Here is a 20,282-nt window from a genome sequence, read left to right on the forward strand (position 1 = left end):
GCAAAGGGAGTTACTTTGTCACAGGGCTTCAACCTTAGGATTTCTCCACCAGCTGCCTGCCAGCTACTGAGCGTCTTGGCACTTACTCAGATTGGACTTCCACCAACTAGCAATTAACGGCTTGCCTGGGCACGCAAAATTAAAAGAACATCGGCTTTGTCCGATGTTCTTTTTTTGTGTCGTGGTGATTCTAAACAATTGCCACTCAAAAACTAAGCTCACATTACCTCATACTAAACAAGCATAAATCTTTCAAAAGAAGAAAAACTATCTGGGAGGTGATTGGCAGATGAAGCACTTTATTTCGTTATTCAGTTTGATTATTTTATTATTCACTGGCACTTCAGGTCATGTGATGGCTGCCCAGCCGAAGCTGTCACAGGATTGCCTGGAAAAAATGGCTCAGGCTTCAAAGGCATTCTCAGAAAAGGTATTCTTAGACGTCACAAAAAGCTACCCTGAGATTAACGATGAAAACGCTGAACACGTATTTTTCACAGCACGAAACTTATGGGATATCCGGCTGCTTGTGGGCAAGGAGGATACCCATATTGACAGCCTCGAAGTGTACTTGAGCGGAGAAAGTCAAGGGGGAAGACGCATTTACTTTAATGGCAATCCAAATTTGGCTTATGTATTATATAAAGAAATTGAAAGCGATCAGAATGTGATGATTATTCTTGAACGTAAGAAGGAAAAATGGGAAGAACAGGATCGCCAGGTGAAAAAAGGAAAACATATTGCCTTTAAAAACCCAAAATGTGTCGATGAATATCTCCTGCAAAAATGGTTCTTTGAATACTTTAAGGATTTCAATTGATGAAAAGTGATGAAAAGGTGACAGGCACCATCCAGAAAACTGGATGGTGCCTGTCACCTTTTTTATGTGCTTTTTTGATGTCTAAGCTTGTAGAATTTCCATGTGTCTTTTATGACGACCTTTAGGACGGAGTATAGAGGGACTGCTATTAGAATACCGATAAATCCATAAAGGGAGCCAGCGACCAACAGTAATAGGATAACGGTGGCCGGATGAATATGAAGTCGTTTTCCGAATACAACTGGTTCAACCAAATTTCCTTCTAGCTGCTGAACGACAATCATAACTAGAATGACTTTCAAGACCATGAAAGGACTGTCCAGCAATCCAACAAAAATTGCTGGAATAATACCTATGATGGGTCCGAGCAACGGAACAATCGTTAACACCATTGCAAATAGGGCAAGGACTAATCCATAATTTAAACCGATGATTAAATACCCAATATACATCAAGACACCTACAGCAACTGCTACTAGAGCTTGTCCTGTTACATAGGTAAAAAGAGTGTTGTCAATATCCCTCAATATTTTATTTCCTTCGCCTTCATGTTCTGGAGGGATAAACTTGAGTATTTGCGGCCTTATTTTATCCTCATCCCTTAGAAGAAAGAAGAGCAGAAACGGTACGACCACTAGAACAGTAGCCACGCTGGTGATGGTCGAGAAAATGCTGTATATGTTTTCGCCTAGGTCTTCAGTTATTGACCGGGAATAAGAAAGTAATTTTTCCTCCACTTCCTGAGGACTCACTAAACCAAAGTTATTTTCTTGAATCACTTCTTTAGACTGGTTTGTTATTTCATCCACTTTTTCCGGAAACTGCTGTGTTAACTGTTGAACCTGTTCTGAAACTTTTGATCCCGCAAAATACACTGCACCCGCGGCTATACCTGCAACAGTTGTAAAAACGATCAGTATAGCGACCATTCTTGGCATATGCTTTGATAGCCAGCGAACGAGTGGGCGAAACAAATAATAAAATATGCCGGCAATAGCCAGTGGAAAGAAAATCGTGGCTATAAAACCTTGAAGCGCTGTATTGATATAATCAATCTTCCCAAATAAATAAATGACTGCTAATGTAAGTAATGCACCGAATGCATATTTAAAAAACGGATGATTTATCCACAAAATAGCGACCTCCAATAATATGATATTATATACCTTTCCTCTTTACTGGCTGTCTAAACAACATCCAACTCCAGCGCCTAGCCCCTTGAGGTCGTTTCGGTCCAGCTGATGAGGTCAAAGAATGACTTCACCTTCTGGTCCTCCAGCGCTTGTCGAGGCTGTTCAAGACGCTTCCGCTTTTGATCATCATTGCAGCCAACATGCCCTAATACTTGTGAAGCTGAAAGTTCAGAAAAAAATGCCTTAATAGAAGTTAATCCTGTACAATAAAGTAAAAAGGATGGGGAGGAAAAGCCATGTACATTTCCAGTAAAAAGGAGACTGTTGCCTCGACCGTAACAATTTACAATGGGGGATTTGGGCTAGTCAAAGAAAGGCGCAAGGTCCAGCTGTCAGATAATGATAACCAGATTCAGTACCTTGATGTCGCTGAACGGATTGAAACTGATTCCATCATAGTTAATGGAATCCAAGTAACAGAGCTAAACTATGATTATGACTTGGTTAGCAAGGAAAAGCTTCTAGCAAAATACATAGACAGACAGGTTTTTCTAAAAGATAAACAAACGGGGGAAAGAGAGGAGTACCGGCTATTAAGCGCGGAAAATGGGCTTGTTCTTGAAAGTAGCGCTACTAAGGAGATTGCTGTTAATCCTGAAGGAGAATTAATCCTACCCGAGCTGCCCGGCGGTTTGATTGTTAAACCAGCATTAGTTTGGAAAGTAAATCCTGAGCCAGCAGAGGAAATCTCTGTTTCATACTTAACCCAGGGTATGAATTGGGAGGCCAACTATGTCATGGAGCTGAAGGAGGAAACTTTTGACCTAGCAGGTTGGGTTAACATTTCCAACCATTCAGGCAGATCCTTTGAAGAGGCAAATGTTAAGGTTATCGCTGGAGAAGTCAACCGGATAGAAGATATCTATGCTGACCATCTTGAAGATCCTCATCCGGTCCTATATGAGCAAAGCGCCTCCGACTTTGTTGAAAAGAGCTTTGCTGATTATCATATTTATACGTTGCAGAGAGCCACCACTTTGAAAAATAACCAATCCAAACAAATCAGCTTTCTAAATATCCTTAATGCACCTGTAAAAAGATATTACGAGACCGGACGCTGGTCTGATGGCCTCAAGATTATGCTCGAGTTTGATAACCGTAAAGAGAACGGGATGGGACTGCCGCTTCCTCAGGGTAAAATAAAGGTCTATCAGGAAGATACCGACGATCAATCACTCGAATTCATTGGGGAAGACCAAATTTCGCATACTCCTAAAAATGAAAAAGTGAAGCTCTGTCTTGGAGAAGCGTTTGATTTAACCACAACATTCAGGCATGTTAATACCGAAAAAGAGGATGATTATGAATACGAGCAATTTCGATATCTAATCTCCAACCATAAAGCTGAACCTGCCCTTATTAAAATCAATCATTATATATCTGACCGGCACTGGGAAATGGTCAGTGAAACGGACAAGCATATAAGAGAAGATTCCCAAAACATCATATTTTGGGTTGAAATTCAGCCTGATGAAATTAAAAAAGTAGAGTTCACCTATAGAGTAGACAAAAATATTACTCTTCGATTGAAAAAATAAAAAATAGACCGGGGCGCTAAAAATAGCGCTCTGGTCTATTTTACAAAGTTCCGAGACTTTTCAGAAACATAATCGGCAATAAATACGAGAACGATGTAACAAATAAGCAGCAGCGTAATATCTGTATAATGGAAAAAGCTCATGCTCATTTTAAACTGCTGGCCTAGCCCGCCTGCTCCAACAAATCCAACAACGATGGTAGTCCGCATAATTACTTCCCATCTATAAAGAATGTACGTAAGGTATTGCGGCATAACGGCGGGCAGTACAGCATACATCAAGATCTGCCATTTACTCGCTCCTGAAGAAGCAAGATTTCGAGCCGGCCGCTTATCAAGATCCTCAATGACCTCTGCACACAGTTTTCCAAGAATACCAAAGTTATGCAAAGCCAGGGCAATAGCACCTGGGAGAATTCCTGGCTTAAAAATAAAGATGATTACCATCGCCCAGACTAGTTCTGGAATAGCCCGGCTAAATACATAAGAAACCCTTATCAAGCCATAAGAAATCCAACTGTACCTTTTTTTCGACAATGTCAGGGAGCCATTGGCAACCGTCCGAGTGGCGGGGATAACCGTTAAAAACATCGTTACAGTCGCAAAACCAATCGCCATAATACTCATCTGCAGCGTATCCAAGGTTAAAGAGAGGGCAGATGACCAGCTGTCTCTGTTAGTAAAAGCAGGATCTTCCACACCAACACCAAACAGTCCTTTAAAGAACTTGGCTGCGTATTCGAGATTCTTACCTGTGAAAAGGGCTGTCAGACTTGCATTTTGGCCAACAATAATATAAAACCAGGATCCTGCAATGATAAGCAAAGATAGAATGACTGAAAAATTAATAAAGTCCAGTTTGGGCTTTCTCATAGGGCAAGCCTCCTTCTCAGCTGGCTGCTCCACAGGTCAATTAACACAACAACACCGATTAAAAAGAATAGGAATGTCCAGACTTCATTGTATTGAAGATCGTCAAGGGAAAGCTGAATTTGGTAGCCTAATCCGCCGAGCCCGACAAAACTCATAATTGCAGAAGAGCGGACTGCACACTCAAAGCGGTACATTACATAGCTAAGAATATTTGCCCGAACATTAGGCAAGTATCCATAAATCAAGCACTGTATTCGGCTTGCACCAGCTGATTCTAAAGCTTGGATCGGCTCCTTTGGAACATCATTGAGCATATCGGCAAAGATCCGGCCTAGTATCCCACCGTAAGGAATAGCAAGCGCAAAAACAGCTGCATAAGGGGAGAGCCCAAACGATGCGACAAAAAGCCAGGCCCAAACAAGCTCATGAATCGCTCTCATAAACCCTAGCACACTACGAAAGGTACCCTTCATAAAATAACGGGACTTTGCCCCAGAGGCAAGAACTCCCGAGGCCCAAATCCCAAGAAAAAAGGCAAGTATAATAGCTAAACTCATTCCCGCAGCAGCATAGGCAAGTGTGATCCAGGAGGATTCCAAGGCAATAATAAGAATGTCAGCTGAAACATCAGGCTGAAACATGGCACCAAATATTTGGCCTGCTGTTGCAAGTCCGCTTCCGTGGATTAACCCTGTACTCCATTGGACAGCAAACAGGCTCCAAATAAAAACTCCTGTCAAAAGCAGGGTTAATAATTTTCGTTTATGAAGCTCATAAGCTAAAGAAAGCTTGTTCATCGAACTAACTCCTTTAACTGGTAAAGCTCTTTTAGCTGCTCATCGGTCACTTTATCGGCTTCAAGGTCAAAAAACAGAACTCCGTCTTTAAGAGCAATCAGTCTGTCGAAATATTTTCTGGCATAATCAATCGAATGAAGGCTAGCGATTAGCGTTTGGTTTTCTTCGGCTGCTAATTTTGTAAGCATAAATAAAACATCCTCGGCGCGGGCGGGGTCAAGGGACGCGACCGGTTCGTCAGCCAGGACAATCTGAGGACTTTGAACAAGGAGCCTCGCAAGCGCAACACGCTGCTGCTCGCCTCCAGATAAGTTTGCTGTTCGTTCATACACCTTATCAGGTAAGCCGACTCGTTCCAGAGAGCGGATCGCTGCCTCTTTTTCCTGTGGAATAAGGAGAGAGAGGATCGATTTTGCAAATCCCCAATCAGCAAGTTTTCCGGCAAGAACATTGTGAATAACTGGCAATTGTCCGACCAGGTCAAACTGCTGGCGGATAATCCCGATTTTTTTAGCGAATTTTTTTCGGTCTGCATATTCCTGCATCGGCTCGCCATCAAGGAATACTTGCCCTTCATCAGGCTCGATGACGGAAGCAAGGATATTCAATAGCGTCGTTTTCCCAGCACCGCTTGGACCGATAAGTGCAACACGTTCTCCTTTTTTCACGCTAAAAGAAAGGGAAGATAAAGCTACCTTCCGCTCAAAATGTTTTGATATTTGATTGATATCCAAAATTTCAGGATTGGACACTTTCTGTCACCTACTTAATAATCTCTAGTTCCTTAGCAACATCTTCAATCGCCTGATAATTTTCATTTTTGGTCTCAATGAATTTATCAGCCTGGAAGAGATCCATAATTTTATTTTGTTCGCCAGTCATAGAAAGAAGGGCTTCTTTCACTTTAGTCTTTGTTTCTTCGTCTACATTATTTATCGTCCAGTTGTAATCATAATAGGATGGAGTTGTATAGAAAGCCTTTACTTTATCCGTATCCACTTTGCCCTCAGCAACAGCTGCTTCCCAAACAGAAACATTTAAAGCACCCGTTTGAAATGCACCTGACTCTACTAGCTTATATGTTTTGTCATGAGACCCAGAATAATTCGGCAGTCCGTCAAGATCTTCATTAGGATTTAAACCAGCTTCCATCATAAAATAACGCGGCATCAAATGCCCAGACGTCGAACTTTCACTTCCAAATGTAAGGCTTTTCCCTTTTAAATCCTCAAGCTTATCAATTTCAAGATCACTTTGCGCGATGAAAACAGAGTGGAAGTTTTCATCTATCGGCCTTTGGGCAATGGCTTCTGCCTCTGGTACAAGGTTTCTTGCCTGAACACCTGTAAGCCCTCCAAACCATGCAAGCTGAATCTCACCGCGTTCAAAGGCAGTAACTAATGCAGCATAGTCTACTGATGGTACATACTCTACGTTTAAATCTGTTTCTTCAGAAAGGTAATCCGCTAATTCATCCATGCTTCGAGCTAAGTCGGCCGCATTTTGGTCTGGAATAGCACCAATTTTGAACGTTTCTTCTGAATTTGGTTCTGAAGAATTATTTTCAGGTTCTGCAGTATCGGAACCCGAGCAGGCTGCTAATGCAAAAATCATAATGGATGCCAAAAGAAGTGTTAGAAATTTTTTCATAATAATCTCCCTTGAGTTAAAATTTAAGTATCTATTAAATGATACAATACTCATCGATTTTTTCAATCATTTTAACCTAAATTATAGATCTAAATCGAAAAACTGCACAAAAGAGAGGGCCTGCAGGAGAAATACTCACTGCAGGCCTAACATTAATTCACTTCAGATGTGTTTCCAGCCCATTCTTCAACATTCCAAACCTTTGTCACCCAATCTTCATAGAATTCGGGTTCGTGGCACACGAGGACCACTGTTCCTTTATAAGCCTTTAACGCTTTTTTCAATTCAGCTTTCGCACTAATATCCAGGTGGTTGGTCGGCTCATCAAACAAAAGCCAGTTACTTTCGTTCATCTGCAGCTTGCACAACCGCACTTTTGCCTGTTCGCCACCACTCAGCTGGTTAATCGGACGGGAAATATGTTCATTTTTCAAGCCACAGCGAGCCAGAGCTGCTCTGACTTGATGCTGATCCATCGATGGGAAGCTGTTCCAAATATCATCAATTGGAGTAATATTGTCAGCCTTAACTTCCTGTTCAAAATAGGATGGGTAAATAAAATCACCGCGCTCTATTTTACCGCTGATCGGGTCGATTTTACCAAGCATCGTCTTTAGTAAAGTCGATTTTCCGACACCATTACAGCCGACAATTGCAATTTTTTCACCGCGCTCGATCGTCACTGACATTTTAGGAAGAAGAGGTTCATTGTAGCCAATTTCAAAATCCATTCCTTCGAACACATAACGGCTGCTACTGCGGGATTCTTTAAATTCAAAGCTTGGTTTAACAGCTGTCTCTGGACGGTCGATCCGCTCGATCCGGTCGAGTTGCTTTTGACGGCTTTTCGCTCGGCCAGTTGTAGAATAACGCGCTTTATTTTTAGCAATAAAGTCCTCTTGCTTTTTGATGAATTCTTTCTGTTTTTCATAAGCATTAATATGCTGGTTTTTATTGATCTCTGCCAGTTCAAGGAACTTTTCATAAGATGCCGTGTAACGTGTCAGCTTGGAAAATTCAAGCTGGAAGATCACATTAGACACAGAGTTCATAAATTCTGTATCATGAGAAATCAACAGAAAGGCATATGGGTAATCTTTTAAGTAGCTGGACAGCCAGCGAATATGCTCCACGTCCAGATAGTTTGTCGGCTCATCCAGAAGAAGAACCTTGGGCTGCTCTAACAGGAGCTTTGCAAGCAACACTTTTGTCCGCTGTCCACCACTTAGTGCGGCAACATCACGGTCAAGGCCAATTGCATCCAAGCCTAGGCCGCGTGCGGCTTCTTCCACTTTTATATCAAGTGAATAGAATCCGCCAGCATCCAGTTCATCTTGAATTTCGCCCATTCGCTCTAATAGAGCTTCGAGCTCTTCGGGACTGGCATCTGCCATTTGGCCTGTAATCTCATTTAATTCTTCTTCTTTTTTAAAAAGAGGCAGAAAGGCTTCTCTTAACACGTCACGCATCGTTTTACCTTTAGTCAAAACAGTATGCTGATCTAAGTATCCATAATGCACACCCGGAGTCCATTCCACTTTTCCGGAATCATGGATTAACTGGTTGGTAATAATATTCATTAAAGTTGATTTTCCAACTCCATTAGCCCCAACTAGCCCGATATGGTCTTCGGCAAGCAGGCGGAAGGAAACATCCTTAAATAATGTACGGTCCCCGAAAGTATGGCTTAAATTCTCTACGGTTAATAAACTCATTAATAGTAGCCTCGCTTTATTTTAAAATTCACTTTCAATTAGAATGTCATTTTTTCTCCATTACTAGATCATACTAAAAATAAGACCGTAAGACTAGTCTTTTTGACTGGGAGATAGAGGGGCCCTGCATGATTCTTCTCGTTTAGGGAAAATAAGAGAGAACAAAAACAAAAACAAAAATAAAGGCCCATGAACGAACTGGCTGCCTAAACTAGATTGATGCTGCAGTGGACACTGTTGAAGTATCATTATCCGCCCAACACAGCAAATGTTAGGAGATCCTATGAATATACATACTATTACTATGCCGGACAGCCGAATAGTGTCTGTTAAAGTTCTTGGAGATACCAGCAAGCAGCCGCTGATTTTCTTTCATGGCCTTGGCAGTTCTTCCGCTGCTATCAGTGTTAATGTCAATCTGCTAAAGGAGGAAGGGGCCTTTATCATTGGGATTGACCGTCCCGGATATGGCCTGTCTGATTTAAAGGGCTCTTATTCTTTAGAACAAGCTATTTCTGATACTAAGTTTATTTTGGATTCCTTCCAAATAAAAAAAGCAGCGCTAATTGGCTGGTCCGGCGGCGGGGTATATGCTCAGGCTTTTGCGGAGACATACCCTGACAGCACGGTGTCGCTTAATCTGATTGGCAGTATGATTCCATTGAACGGAAAAAGCTCGAAAAAATCGCTTACCCCAGGCTGGAAGATATTATATTATTTAAATAACCATACCCAATTCCTATCGAAATTGATATTTAAACTGGCTAGCCAAAAGCTCGCTAAACATCCTGAACAGACTGTTTCCATGGCTGTTAACGTGCTGGCCAGACACGACCGCTTAATAGCCAAGAAGTATCTCGACGTCCTTACGAAAGGAGCTTTGGAAGGATTTCAGCATAAAGGAACTGCAATTTATGCAGATAGCCAGGTCCTTACTCATCCTCATAAAATGCCGGTTAAGGATAGGGCTTTCCCCGTTCATATCTGGCAGGGGGACAATGACAGGCTATGGCCAGTGAAAGCTTCTGTTTACCTAAAGAAGCAATATACTCACTCACAGTTTCATCTTGTACCTGGCAAAGGACACACGATTTACTTTGAAAAATGGGGAGAAATCATCAGAACAGCTGTGGCGTCATTTAAATGAAAAAAATGGGCACTACGAACAAGGACATGGCATTGTCTGTGTTCTTTTTAAAATAAGATAAATTAACTATAGTGAAATTATTAAAACAGGCCCATTGACATAGCTTTTAAAAACAAGAGCAGGCTAAATTAACTGAATTCAACGAATTAACAGAATACATATTGCTATTAAACTCTTTACTCTGATATAGTATTGAAAAATTCAAAGCAATCTATCAGGAGGGTTTATAGTGAAAAAGTCCAGTAAACAATTTTTAATGAGTACAGCCTTAACAGGGGCACTTGTCTTAGGAACCATTCCATTTAATGTTTTGGCTCATGATGAGCTTGGCGGCGTTGATATTGAGAAGGGTGAGAGAGATGGTTACAGCAATGTGAGTGTCCAAGAACTTGAGGGCAGCAAAAATTTAAAATACATATACGAAGCAGCAGCCCCTGAAATGAACGTCGTCAGGGAGGATGGGCAGCAAAATAGCTTTGCAGACGTCTATGCACATAAAGGATATGCATATCTTGGGACTCATACAAAGAATGGCGGGAACGGCGGTGTACGGGTATTTGATTTAAAAGATCCTGCCAACCCGAAAGAGATTTCTGTATTTGCCAATAATGACATTCCAGGCACATGGCAGGAGAAGGTAATTGTCAAAACTGTTGACACACCTGACTTCAAAGGTGACCTTGCTGTTGTTAGTGTTCAGCAGTTGGACCGCCACAATTCTGAATCGCAAGGCGGATTCCTCTTGTATGATGTAACAAACCCGAAAGAACCTAAAAAGCTAGGATTTTGGGAAGTAACCAAGAAAACGAGAGGAACTCATGAACTCTATCTGACCGTTCAGGATGGCCGTGCCTTAGTGCTGACGGCTAATCCTTATGCTGATTATTACAGCCATGGTGAAGAAAAAGACTTCCAAATTGTTGATGTAACCAACCCTGCCGAGCCTAAAACGGTTTGGCAATTTGATCCGAGGACTTTGCCTGAAATCCCGGAAGATTTTAACGGGTACCACTGGAATGCACCTGATGGTAAAACTCGCCCTGTATTTAACCACAGCACTATGGTAAATGGGCAGTATGCATATGTTTCTATGTGGGATCTTGGAACAGTGATTTTTGATATTAGTAATCCGGAAAATCCAGAGTATCTTGGCCGTACGGATTACGCTTCTGACGAGCAGGGAGCAGCACACTCCGCAGCTCTTGCACGTGGAGGAAATATTTTAATAGAAACAAAAGAAGTTTCTACGCCGGTTAAAGAGGGTTATGAACAATCCTATGGCTATACACGTATCTTTGATATTAAAGACAAATCGAATCCAAAGTTATTGAGCGAATTTAAGACCGAGCTTGTTGACGATGTCGAGGATGGCAGCACCTTTGCAAATACGGTCCATGATCCTAAAGTACAAGGAAACACGCTGTATCTTTCCCATTATGCAGGCGGTGTACGGGCAGTTGACATTACCGATCCTACCAACCCAACAGAAATCGGTAAATATGTTCCTGAGCAATCTGACGTGTGGGGAGTTTTTGTCGATCGAAACTATATCCTTGCATCTGATATCGGATCAGGATTAAAGGTGTTGTTAAAGAACAACGGCAACCAGGGCGCTGAATAAAACAAAATGTTCAAGAAGCTGTACGGTAATCGTACAGCTTTCCGTTTTTTCGATTTATAATAAAATGTTAACTTGCAATAAGTTCCAATAAATGTAAAAATAAACGAAAAATTATGAGCTTAAACATAATTTATGCCTCGATCTATATATTTGCTGCTTGGAAGTGGGGGGACTGGAAAAATTGGCAGAGGTACTACCCAACCATTCTCTTTTTGATAATAGGGGATTTGCTGTATCAGTACCTGCTTCATGATTATTCAATGTGGAAGTTTAATCCGGTTGGAGCCGATAAGGAAGCAAACTTAACCCATACACATATTACCCTTATGATAATGGCGATAAAATATCCGGCCACTGTTTTAATTTTCTTTGGACAATTCCCGTCTGGGGGACTTAAGCAGGCTCTTTATATTGGCGGTTGGGCGGCACTTTATACGATCAACGAAATAGCTACATATACTATGGGCGGAATCTCCCACTATAATGGCTGGAACTTTTTTTGGTCTGCTCAATTTAATCTTGCATTGTTTATCATTACAGCAATTCATCATAAAAAGCCTTTAGCCGCATGGGGCTTATCCTTAGCTTATATCTTGGCTCTTTGGTTTTTGCAGGATGTTCCCGGTAAAGTCCTAAAGTGAGCTGAAATTGGTGCTCTTTTAATCCTAGGTGAAGGCGAATTAACTTACAAATAGCCACTGATTTTTTCAAATATAATTGTATGGGATCATAGAAGGCTTACTGCTGGTTTGCAAAGGAGTCTCTGTCTAAACTTCACCCTTAATATCCTAAGGTTCTAATTTCGGCTTCCAAATAGACTAAATCCTATAATTTTGATCCATTAATCTAAAGCTGGCGTTAGTTTGTCGAACAATTTGGGATTTGGCCTGCTTGTTATTTTGCATCCATTTTACTGGTACGTCCTTTATAGTAAGTTTTTGTTGTATCTAATTTGTTTTCCTTTGCTGTCAGGTTTACTGGTGTTAATGCAAACACAAGCGTTTTACTTCCAAGAGATGATCGATACCTTTCAACATGTGCTCCTGATAAAGCCGTATGGTAATAGCCAGGTACGTATTTATCCAGCATCACTTGCATGGCCCCAGTCGCTTCTGAAAGCTCCGTTACAGGGTGGGCCTTTCCAAAGATAATCACACTCATAAAAGCGGTATCTGTCATGGCTGGTATGGGATCTGCCATCGTTCCAAATTCCTCACTGACCGTAAAACAAGCCTGCGGATTTTTACTCAATATATCAATCTTTCTTCCTTCTGCAGCACCATGAAAATAGATGACTCCGTTCCACCAGACATAATTTAACGGAATAACATAGGGAGCGCCATTGTCCGACATCCCCAGGTAACCTGTTTTGCTGCTTGTTAAAAACCGATTGATTTTTTCTTCATCCTTACACTCTAAAGCGTATTGTCTCATAATTTATCTTTCTCCTTTAAATAATTGATGATACTATCATTTTATAAATAGATTGACCCTTTCAAAAGTTACAGTTTTCATTTTTTTTATGGGGTCAGATGAAGAGGGATAAAAATGGAATTGACTTTTTTTATCGATAAAACGCTGCCAGAGCCGATGTACATTCAGCTCTATTCCAGCTTTAAGAGGACGATCGAGACTGGAGATATTCCTTCAGGTTCTAAGCTCCCATCAATTCGCCAGCTTTCGGCCCAGCTTAACATTAGTCGTAACACAGTCGAAGCTGCTTATCAGCAGCTTTTGGCGGAAGGCTATCTGATCAGCAAGCCAAAAAGCGGGTTATTTACAGCGGATATGGCAGATATGGACCTTTTACCTTACCAAAAACCTGTTCATCAAGAACAGGAGCTTAGCCAGACAGGTCCAGAAATCCGTTATGACTTTCAATACGGCGACATTTCCAGCGAGCGTTTTCCTTTTCAAGCCTGGAAAAGGAGTATCAACCATGCATTGCTCGAGAAGGGAGAAGAGCTGCTATTATACGGGGACAAACAGGGGGAAGCGAGATTGCGTTGTCAACTTGCCGACTATTTGTATAGGGCAAGGGGGCTTGAATGCAATGCTGATAACGTAATTCTCACCACAGGCACCCAGCAGTCAATCAGTTTGATCTGTCAGCTGTTTTCCCTGGCCGGTGAAAAGATTGGATTTGAAAATCCGGGTTACGACGGAGTCAGGGCAGTATTTGAAAATCACGGCTGCAAAATTGATCCCATATCTGTTAAAGATGAAGGACTTTGTGTCGATGAATTGGAGAAATCAAATGCAAAAATTGTTTATGTAACGCCATCCCATCAGTTTCCGCTTGGAATGGTAATGTCTATTCAGAACCGTTTAAAGCTTTTGCAGTGGGCCAGCAAAGAGGAGGGCTATGTCATTGAAGATGATTATGATAGCGAATTTAGATACAGCGGCCAGCCGATTCCTTCATTAAAAGGAATGGACCGGCTAGGGCGGGTTATCTATTTAGGCACTTTTTCAAAAGCGTTTTTGCCGGGCATCCGTCTATCATACATAGTTCTTCCAAAAAGCTTGCTCGGATTGTACCGCAGGAAGTTTTCCGCCTATAACCAGCCAGTTTCCCAGCTAATCCAGCATGCCATGTCACAGTTTATTGAAAGCGGGGACTTTGACCGTCATATCAAAAGAATCCGAAAGATCTACCAGGATAAACACAAAACCTTGATCACCTCGATTAGCAGTAGTTTTGGAGAAAACGCGAAGATAATAGGAGAGAAAGCAGGCTTGCACCTACTATTAGACATTCCCAGCCAGGGTCGTGAATCACTGATTGACTCCGCTGTTAAAAAGAGTGTCTTAGTTTATGATCCAGCAAAATATTGGACCGACCCTGAATCCTGCCCATCAAATCTTGTATTGCTTGGATTTGGAGGCCTGTCCAGAAGTGAAATTGAAGCAGGTGTTGAACTGCTCAAACAGGCTTGGTTTCCGGGATCCGATTAATTACTATTTATAAAAAAGGACCTATGCATTCCGCAATGGAAACATAGGTCCTATTTTTAATTTTATAAATCCTTACGAACGATGGGCATGCTCATACAGCGAGGGCCGCCCCTGCCTCTGGACAGCTCCGAGCTTGGAATCTCGATGACTTTAATGCCGTGGTCACGTAATAGTTGATTGGAAACATAATTCCTGTCATAGGTGACCACAACCCCAGGTGCGACGGCAAGCGTATTTGATCCGTCGTTCCATTGTTCGCGGGGAGCTGCAATTTCATGGCCGCCTCCACATGGAATCAGCACAATTTCCGTCAGGTGCAAGACCTCTTTTAAAGTTTCAGTGAGGCTAGTTCGTTTCGAAATCGTTATGTTATCATCCGGGTCCTGCTCTAGGATATGAATATTCATTTCGTCATCTGGCCCTTGTATATCCGGATGGATCGTAAACTTATCGTAATCAACCATAGTAAATACCGTATCCAAATGCATATATGCTCTAGTTTTCGGTATTTCCACTGCAATAACCTTTTTCAGACTATTATTCTGAGAAAGGATCCGCTGCGCCAGGTTTTCAATTGCCTGAGCAGAGGTTCGCAGACTAACACCAATTGCTGCCACTTCTGAACTCAAAACAAGTTCATCTCCGCCTTCAAGCGAAAACGAATCATCTCGGTCATACCAGCGCGGAATGTCCTCGGCTGCAAACCGCGGGTGATGCTTCATAATGTACTCCATAAATAAAGATTCACGCTGCCTTGCACCCTCAAACATTTGGTTAATCGAAATCCCGTTTCCAATTACTGCCGCGGGATCTCTTGTAAAATAAAGGTTAGGCATTGGATCCAGTAAAAAAGGATAGTCACCCTCCAACATATCATTCAAATGATTGCTGTCTATCTGTTTAATTTCTGATTTTAGAACACCCGCCATTACCTTTTTAATCAAATCCTTGGTCGAAAAAGATAACAGATATTCTTTCAAAAGAGAGAACATTTCCGTTGTGTTCAATTTGCTTTCCTGTAAAACCTGCTTAACAAATTCATGTTTAATTTTTTCAGTATGGAGGGCTTCACTAACCAAATCCTCCAAATACAGGACTTCGGTGCCACAGCTTCGCAATGCATCCGCGAAACGATCATGTTCCTTCTGCATGACAGGCAAATAGGGAATGTCATCAAATAAGAGCCGTTCCATTAAATTTGGGGTCAAATTCTCAACCTCCTTGCCAGGGCGGTGCAAGACCACAGTTTTAAGTTCTCCTATTTCAGATGTTATGTTTAGTTGTTTCTTCATCCTTCATCCTCCGGTTTCTCAGTCTACTATTTTACCAGCCAAAGCAATGTTGGCATGTATCTTAAAAAGTCTCTATGCTGGTCAGAATGCCAATTTGCACGAATAATGCTTTCTTTACCCCAATTTAATGATTGAAAAAACATGCCAACCTAATTTTATAGTTTTTACGTAAAATGCTCTTTATCAAAAGGAAAAGTTAAAAGATTCCTATAATTCAACAAACTAATATGAAAAAAATGCTGTCCTTCTAAGATGTACATCATAAAGAAATATGATAAAGTAATAGTGAGATACCCATAGAGGACACTGGTTAACAGAATATAACCTGTCCTCTTGAAACGGACAGTTGTTTCCACAACATTGACAATAACTGAATAACATAATGGAAGGGGATTTTTATGAGCAGCAAAGTATTAGATCATTTTTTACACGAAAACCTTAACGATTTAAAAGGGAAGGGACTTTACAATGTCATTGATCCGCTCGAAAGTGCAAACGGGCCAATGATCAAAATTGACGGCAAAGAGCTGATTAACCTTTCCTCGAACAACTATTTAGGACTTGCAACCGATGAGCGCCTGAAAAAAGCGGCTAAAGATGCCCTTCAGGAATATGGAGTAGGTGCAGGAGCGGTTCGTACAATTAATGGTACCTTGAAGATCCACCTTGAATTGGAAGAAAAGCTGGCGGCCTTCAAAAAGACTGAAGCAGCCATCGCTTATCAATCAGGATTCAATTGCAACATGGCAGCTATTTCAGCCGTCATGGATAAAAATGATGCAATTTTATCAGATGAATTAAACCACGCCTCCATTATTGACGGATGCCGTTTGTCCCGGGCAAAAGTGATTCGTTTTAATCATTCCGACATGGACGATTTGCGAGCAAAAGCTAAGGAAGCAAAAGAATCCGGCCAATACAACAAAGTGATGGTCATTACCGACGGAGTATTTTCAATGGATGGAGATATTGCGAAACTGCCTGAAATCGTTAAAATTGCAGAAGAATTTGATTTGATCACCTATTGTGATGATGCACATGGGTCAGGGGTACTGGGAGACGGAGCAGGTACTGTTAAACATTTTGGGTTATCTGACAAGGTTGATTTCCAAATTGGCACGCTTTCAAAAGCGATCGGCGTTGTCGGGGGATATGTTGCCGGAACACAATCATTAATAGACTGGCTAAAAGTTCGCAGCCGACCATTTTTATTTTCTACAGCATTAACTCCTGCCGATGTTGCAGCTTCTATAAAAGCAGTAGAAATATTATCCGAGAGCACCGAGCTGAACGAACGGCTATGGGATAACGCTAACTATTTAAAAGAAGGCCTTCAAAAACTAGGCTTTAATATTGGCAGCAGCGAAACACCGATTACTCCTTGTATCATCGGTGACGAAGTGCAGACCCAAAGATTCAGCAGCCGCCTGAATGAAGAGGGGGTCTATGCAAAATCAATCGTTTTTCCGACCGTGCCACAAGGAACTGGCCGCGTTAGAAATATGCCTTCTGCGGCTCATACAAAAGACATGCTTGACCGTGCTTTAGCTATTTACGAAAAAGTCGGCAAAGAAATGGCTATTATTTAAGCCTCTCTGTAATGTGAGGCTCCACCAGGGATTTGGAGGAAGACAACCATGAAAAAGATAATGATCACCGGTGCACTAGGGCAAATTGGCTCTGAGCTTACGGTAAAACTTAGAGAGATTTACGGTACAGCGAATGTTATCGCGACAGATATCCGTTCAAATGACAGTGAAGCTGCACAAGCAGGGCCGTTTGAAATACTTGATGTTACGAATGCACCGGCGCTCGCCACAACCGCAAACAAACACGGTGTTGATACAATTATTCATATGGCAGCACTCTTGTCGGCAACAGCAGAGGCCAATCCGGTCTTTGCCTGGAATTTAAATATGGGCGGACTTATGAATGCACTGGAAACCGCCCGTGAGCTGGACTGCCAATTTTTCACGCCTAGCTCGATTGGGGCGTTCGGCCCTTCGACGCCAAAGGTTGCCACCCCGCAGGATACTATACAACGGCCAACTACCATGTACGGTGTCAATAAAGTAGCCGGCGAACTGCTCGCTGATTATTACTTTAACCGGTTTGGGGTTGACACACGAGGTCTTCGCTTCCCAGGACTGATCTCCTATGCGGCACCTCCAGGCGGGGGAACAACTGACTATGCAGTCGAAATTTTTTATGAAGCAATAAAAAATGGCCATTACAGCTCTTATATTGGCAGGGGAACGTATATGGATATGATGTATATGCCTGACGCGCTAACGGCAATCATCCAGCTGATGGAAGCAGATCCGGCCAAACTTAAGCATCGGAATTCCTTCAATGTAACGGCAATGAGCGTAGATCCGGAAGAAATCGCCCAGGAAATCCGCAAGCATCAGCCTGATTTTCAGCTCAGTTATAATGTCGACCCAGTCCGCCAGCGTATCGCCGAGAGCTGGCCGAACTCTATTGATGCTAGTGCAGCTGAAGAGGAATGGGGCTTTAAAGCTCAATATTCACTTAGCAGCATGACTCCAGATATGCTTCAAAAATTGAAACAAAAACTTGCCCAGCCGAACTAAAAGACAGCTATGCTGTCTTTTTTTAATTCTTTGCTGACGCAGAAGGAGTGAGGTAGTCGAGCGAAGAGCGAAAAATTATTATGTAAGGCGACTTGCAGATTAGAATCATTCTCGTCTTGGAATATATTCGTTTTTTTGGGAATATATCAAATTTTTTTGGAATATATTCGTTTTTTTTGGAATATATCTGATTATTTTGGAATAAAACATAGCGTTGCTATAAAAATTCGTTCTAAATAGGACCCAACCCCCAAAAAACCAACCGATTTGGATAAAAACCAGCTATTTGCATATTTTGATCTCTCTCCAAATGGAAAATTGAATTCAAAAAGGTGAATCCGTAATCCATGGATTCACCTTTTTGATTATTTAGGAAACTATTAAAGTTCCAGGTGGTTGATTATCGTATGTGTTGTTCTCATCCAGTTCCAGTGCCCAGCGACTCGTGTACTTCGCTTAACGGGCGCTTGGCTTTTGTTCTTATTTACTTACATATATAAGTTTTTCGCGTTTTTCTGTAACTTTACCGATAATTACTGCTTCTGTGAGTCCGTTTTCATGAAGAGAAGCCACATATTGTTCCGCTTCCTCCTGGCTAAGTGCTACTAGCAGACCGCCAGACGTTATTGCATCACATAATACAAGTTCTTCTTCAACTGAGAGGCCGTCATAAGCTACATCATTCTTAAGCCAATCATGATTGGCTTTAGAGCCGCCAGGAACCACGCCTTGTTTTGCAAGTTCGTATGTACCTTCTAGAACAGGTACTTCGGATAACTTAAATTCTAAGCTTACATCGCTGCCTCTAGCGATTTCGCTGCCATGGCCAAGCAAGCCAAAACCGGTAACATCCGTTACAGCATGGGGTTCAAATGGTTTTAAAGCATGGGCTGCGACATTATTTAGCGTAGCCATTGATTCTGTTACCATTTGTTCCTGTTCAGGTGTAACAGCGTCCCGCTTAATTCCGGTGGTTAAAATGCCCACGCCAATAGGCTTTGTGATAACTAGTACATCACCTGGTTTAGCTCCAACATTTTTCCAAATTTTATCCGGATGGGCAATACCAGTGACAGACAATCCAAACTTAGGCTCCTGGTCGTCGATGGAATGACCTCCGACCGTAACAGCACCAGATTCTTTCACTTTGTCAGCCGCTCCGCGCAAAATTTCTGCGAGAATATCCGGGCCAAGCTGTTTAACTGGATAACCAACGATGTTCATAACCGTTTTGGGTTCACCGCCCATTGCATAGACATCGCTCAATGCATTTGCTGCAGCTATTTGTCCAAACATATATGGGTCATCGACAATAGGTGTGAAATAATCGATCGTCTGAATCAGAGCAATCGAATCAGTTAATTTGTATACACCTGCATCATCAGATGTTTCATGTCCGACAAGCAGTTCAGGAACAGGTTCCTGTTTTGGTAATAGACGCAGTACCTGCGTCAAGTCCTCAGGACTAATTTTGCAGCCTCAACCGGCTTTTGTTGACAAGGATGTCAGGCGAATTTTTTCTTGCTCGCTCATCGTATCCACCTCCAAACCATAGTATACCTTTTCCATTTCAAAAAAACATCTAATTGAAACAGGATATTTGCGGAATAATATAGTTTGCCATACAATGACGGTATTAATCAGCTAATTTCGAAAAAATTGCATTTGGGAGGTATAAAAAAACAATGAAATATCATATAAAAATTGAATTCTGCATGCAATGAAATTACGCTCCTAAAGCCGCGAGTTTCGCGGAAGAAATGTTTACCCACTTTAGATCAGACATTCAGTTAATGGAACTCATGCCAAGTTCTGGCGGGGCATTTGAAGTAATCGTTAATGAAGAAAAGCTCTATTCCAAGCTTGAAACCGGTGTGTTTCCAAAAGCTGCTGAAATTATCAGGCAAATGTAAATAAAATGTCGTAAACCCAGGCCGTTCCTGGGTTTTTTATTTGTCCTTTTTTATGAAATAACTTTATTCTCCATATAAAGACAAGCGTCGTTCATGCTTTTAAACCTTGTCTTTTTCGTAATGATAGATTTACAGATTGATGTTATTTTTTTGTTATTCTTCCAGATTTTTA

At 41.7% G+C, this 20,282-nt stretch carries 17 protein-coding genes and 1 pseudogene; 9 read left to right on the top strand and 9 right to left on the bottom strand.

From position 1 onward, the window contains the following. Positions 1 to 289: 289 nt before the first annotated feature. Positions 290 to 820, top strand: a complete 531-nt coding sequence (locus HRJ06_RS13050; RefSeq protein WP_174733382.1) for a hypothetical protein — start codon at positions 290 to 292, stop codon at positions 818 to 820. A gap of 62 nt (positions 821 to 882) precedes the next feature. On the opposite strand, the gene HRJ06_RS13055 is transcribed toward HRJ06_RS13050, so the two are convergent. Further along, a complete protein-coding gene (locus tag HRJ06_RS13055) occupies positions 883 to 1,953 on the bottom strand; it encodes an AI-2E family transporter (RefSeq protein WP_174733383.1) in 1,071 nt (356 codons plus the stop codon). Positions 1,954 to 2,249: 296 nt separating this feature from the next. On the opposite strand from HRJ06_RS13055, the gene HRJ06_RS13060 reads away from it, so the two are divergent. Then, positions 2,250 to 3,551 (top strand): DUF4139 domain-containing protein, encoded by a 1,302-nt coding sequence (locus HRJ06_RS13060; RefSeq protein ID WP_174733384.1) that lies wholly within the window; start codon positions 2,250 to 2,252, stop codon positions 3,549 to 3,551. A gap of 35 nt (positions 3,552 to 3,586) precedes the next feature. Here the strand turns inward: HRJ06_RS13060 and HRJ06_RS23280 are convergent, their stop codons facing one another. From HRJ06_RS23280 to HRJ06_RS13085, 5 genes are all read right to left on the bottom strand, one after another. After that, positions 3,587 to 4,423: a PhnE/PtxC family ABC transporter permease gene (locus HRJ06_RS23280; protein ID WP_174733385.1), complete on the bottom strand. Its 837-nt coding sequence runs from the start codon at positions 4,421 to 4,423 to the stop codon at positions 3,587 to 3,589. Next, positions 4,420 to 5,220, bottom strand: coding sequence for a PhnE/PtxC family ABC transporter permease (locus HRJ06_RS23285; RefSeq protein WP_174733386.1), 801 nt, complete (start codon positions 5,218 to 5,220; stop codon positions 4,420 to 4,422). Before HRJ06_RS23285 ends, HRJ06_RS23280 begins: the two co-directional genes overlap by 4 nt. Next, a complete protein-coding gene (locus tag HRJ06_RS13075) occupies positions 5,217 to 5,972 on the bottom strand; it encodes an ATP-binding cassette domain-containing protein (RefSeq protein ID WP_174733387.1) in 756 nt (251 codons plus the stop codon). Before HRJ06_RS13075 ends, HRJ06_RS23285 begins: the two co-directional genes overlap by 4 nt. A 10-nt stretch (positions 5,973 to 5,982) precedes the next feature. Further along, positions 5,983 to 6,870, bottom strand: a complete 888-nt coding sequence (locus tag HRJ06_RS13080; protein WP_174733388.1) for a putative selenate ABC transporter substrate-binding protein — start codon at positions 6,868 to 6,870, stop codon at positions 5,983 to 5,985. Positions 6,871 to 7,022: 152 nt separating this feature from the next. Beyond that, positions 7,023 to 8,585 (bottom strand): ABC-F family ATP-binding cassette domain-containing protein, encoded by a 1,563-nt coding sequence (locus HRJ06_RS13085; protein ID WP_174733389.1) that lies wholly within the window; start codon positions 8,583 to 8,585, stop codon positions 7,023 to 7,025. Between the two features lie 283 nt (positions 8,586 to 8,868). Here HRJ06_RS13085 and HRJ06_RS13090 point away from each other — a divergent pair, with 283 nt between their 5' ends. The 3 genes from HRJ06_RS13090 to HRJ06_RS13100 all read left to right on the top strand — a co-directional run bounded on the left by HRJ06_RS13090 (position 8,869) and on the right by HRJ06_RS13100 (position 11,994). Beyond that, positions 8,869 to 9,732: an alpha/beta fold hydrolase gene (locus HRJ06_RS13090; protein WP_174733390.1), complete on the top strand. Its 864-nt coding sequence runs from the start codon at positions 8,869 to 8,871 to the stop codon at positions 9,730 to 9,732. 256 nt (positions 9,733 to 9,988) lie between these two features. Further along, positions 9,989 to 11,353 (top strand): LVIVD repeat-containing protein, encoded by a 1,365-nt coding sequence (locus HRJ06_RS13095; protein WP_174733540.1) that lies wholly within the window; start codon positions 9,989 to 9,991, stop codon positions 11,351 to 11,353. A gap of 113 nt (positions 11,354 to 11,466) precedes the next feature. Then, positions 11,467 to 11,994, top strand: a complete 528-nt coding sequence (locus HRJ06_RS13100; RefSeq protein WP_174733391.1) for a CBO0543 family protein — start codon at positions 11,467 to 11,469, stop codon at positions 11,992 to 11,994. A gap of 253 nt (positions 11,995 to 12,247) precedes the next feature. Here the strand turns inward: HRJ06_RS13100 and HRJ06_RS13105 are convergent, their stop codons facing one another. Then, positions 12,248 to 12,787, bottom strand: a complete 540-nt coding sequence (locus HRJ06_RS13105) for a pyridoxamine 5'-phosphate oxidase family protein (protein ID WP_174733392.1) — start codon at positions 12,785 to 12,787, stop codon at positions 12,248 to 12,250. A gap of 114 nt (positions 12,788 to 12,901) precedes the next feature. Here HRJ06_RS13105 and pdxR point away from each other — a divergent pair, with 114 nt between their 5' ends. After that, on the top strand, positions 12,902 to 14,311 hold the full coding sequence (pdxR, locus tag HRJ06_RS13110; RefSeq protein ID WP_242035241.1) for a MocR-like pyridoxine biosynthesis transcription factor PdxR: 1,410 nt from the start codon (positions 12,902 to 12,904) through the stop codon (positions 14,309 to 14,311). Between the two features lie 62 nt (positions 14,312 to 14,373). On the opposite strand, the gene arcA is transcribed toward pdxR, so the two are convergent. After that, positions 14,374 to 15,603 (bottom strand): arginine deiminase, encoded by a 1,230-nt coding sequence (gene arcA, locus HRJ06_RS13115; RefSeq protein WP_174733393.1) that lies wholly within the window; start codon positions 15,601 to 15,603, stop codon positions 14,374 to 14,376. Positions 15,604 to 16,001: 398 nt separating this feature from the next. Here arcA and HRJ06_RS13120 point away from each other — a divergent pair, with 398 nt between their 5' ends. Together HRJ06_RS13120 and HRJ06_RS13125 are read left to right on the top strand one after the other, a co-directional pair. Continuing rightward, complete coding sequence (locus HRJ06_RS13120; RefSeq protein ID WP_174733394.1) at positions 16,002 to 17,192, top strand: glycine C-acetyltransferase; 1,191 nt, start codon at positions 16,002 to 16,004, stop codon at positions 17,190 to 17,192. Positions 17,193 to 17,240: 48 nt separating this feature from the next. Next, a complete protein-coding gene (locus HRJ06_RS13125; protein WP_174733395.1) occupies positions 17,241 to 18,197 on the top strand; it encodes an L-threonine 3-dehydrogenase in 957 nt (318 codons plus the stop codon). Between the two features lie 480 nt (positions 18,198 to 18,677). On the opposite strand, the gene selD is transcribed toward HRJ06_RS13125, so the two are convergent. Further along, the gene (selD, locus tag HRJ06_RS13130) at positions 18,678 to 19,730 is read right to left on the bottom strand and encodes a selenide, water dikinase SelD (protein ID WP_174733396.1); all 1,053 of its coding nucleotides are present in this window, start codon (positions 19,728 to 19,730) and stop codon (positions 18,678 to 18,680) included. Positions 19,731 to 19,933: 203 nt separating this feature from the next. On the opposite strand from selD, the pseudogene HRJ06_RS13135 reads away from it, so the two are divergent. Then, positions 19,934 to 20,110, top strand: a pseudogene (locus HRJ06_RS13135) (Rdx family protein); the annotation flags it as partial. Positions 20,111 to 20,282: the final 172 nt, after the last annotated feature.

This window comes from Mesobacillus harenae (assembly GCF_013343715.1).
Classification (GTDB): Bacteria; Bacillota; Bacilli; order Bacillales; family Cytobacillaceae; genus Mesobacillus_A; species Mesobacillus_A harenae.

Coding starts and splice junctions, on each gene's coding strand:
- HRJ06_RS23285 (WP_174733386.1), bottom strand. CDS start 5,220: ATGAACAAGCTTTCTTTAGCTTATGAGCTTCATAAACGAAAATTATTA.
- HRJ06_RS13090 (WP_174733390.1), top strand. CDS start 8,869: ATGAATATACATACTATTACTATGCCGGACAGCCGAATAGTGTCTGTT.
- HRJ06_RS13095 (WP_174733540.1), top strand. CDS start 9,989: ATGAGTACAGCCTTAACAGGGGCACTTGTCTTAGGAACCATTCCATTT.
- HRJ06_RS13100 (WP_174733391.1), top strand. CDS start 11,467: ATGAGCTTAAACATAATTTATGCCTCGATCTATATATTTGCTGCTTGG.
- HRJ06_RS13085 (WP_174733389.1), bottom strand. CDS start 8,585: ATGAGTTTATTAACCGTAGAGAATTTAAGCCATACTTTCGGGGACCGT.
- pdxR (WP_242035241.1), top strand. CDS start 12,902: ATGGAATTGACTTTTTTTATCGATAAAACGCTGCCAGAGCCGATGTAC.
- HRJ06_RS13080 (WP_174733388.1), bottom strand. CDS start 6,870: ATGAAAAAATTTCTAACACTTCTTTTGGCATCCATTATGATTTTTGCA.
- HRJ06_RS13125 (WP_174733395.1), top strand. CDS start 17,241: ATGAAAAAGATAATGATCACCGGTGCACTAGGGCAAATTGGCTCTGAG.
- HRJ06_RS13050 (WP_174733382.1), top strand. CDS start 290: ATGAAGCACTTTATTTCGTTATTCAGTTTGATTATTTTATTATTCACT.
- HRJ06_RS13120 (WP_174733394.1), top strand. CDS start 16,002: ATGAGCAGCAAAGTATTAGATCATTTTTTACACGAAAACCTTAACGAT.
- HRJ06_RS13060 (WP_174733384.1), top strand. CDS start 2,250: ATGTACATTTCCAGTAAAAAGGAGACTGTTGCCTCGACCGTAACAATT.
- arcA (WP_174733393.1), bottom strand. CDS start 15,603: ATGAAGAAACAACTAAACATAACATCTGAAATAGGAGAACTTAAAACT.
- HRJ06_RS23280 (WP_174733385.1), bottom strand. CDS start 4,423: ATGAGAAAGCCCAAACTGGACTTTATTAATTTTTCAGTCATTCTATCT.
- HRJ06_RS13105 (WP_174733392.1), bottom strand. CDS start 12,787: ATGAGACAATACGCTTTAGAGTGTAAGGATGAAGAAAAAATCAATCGG.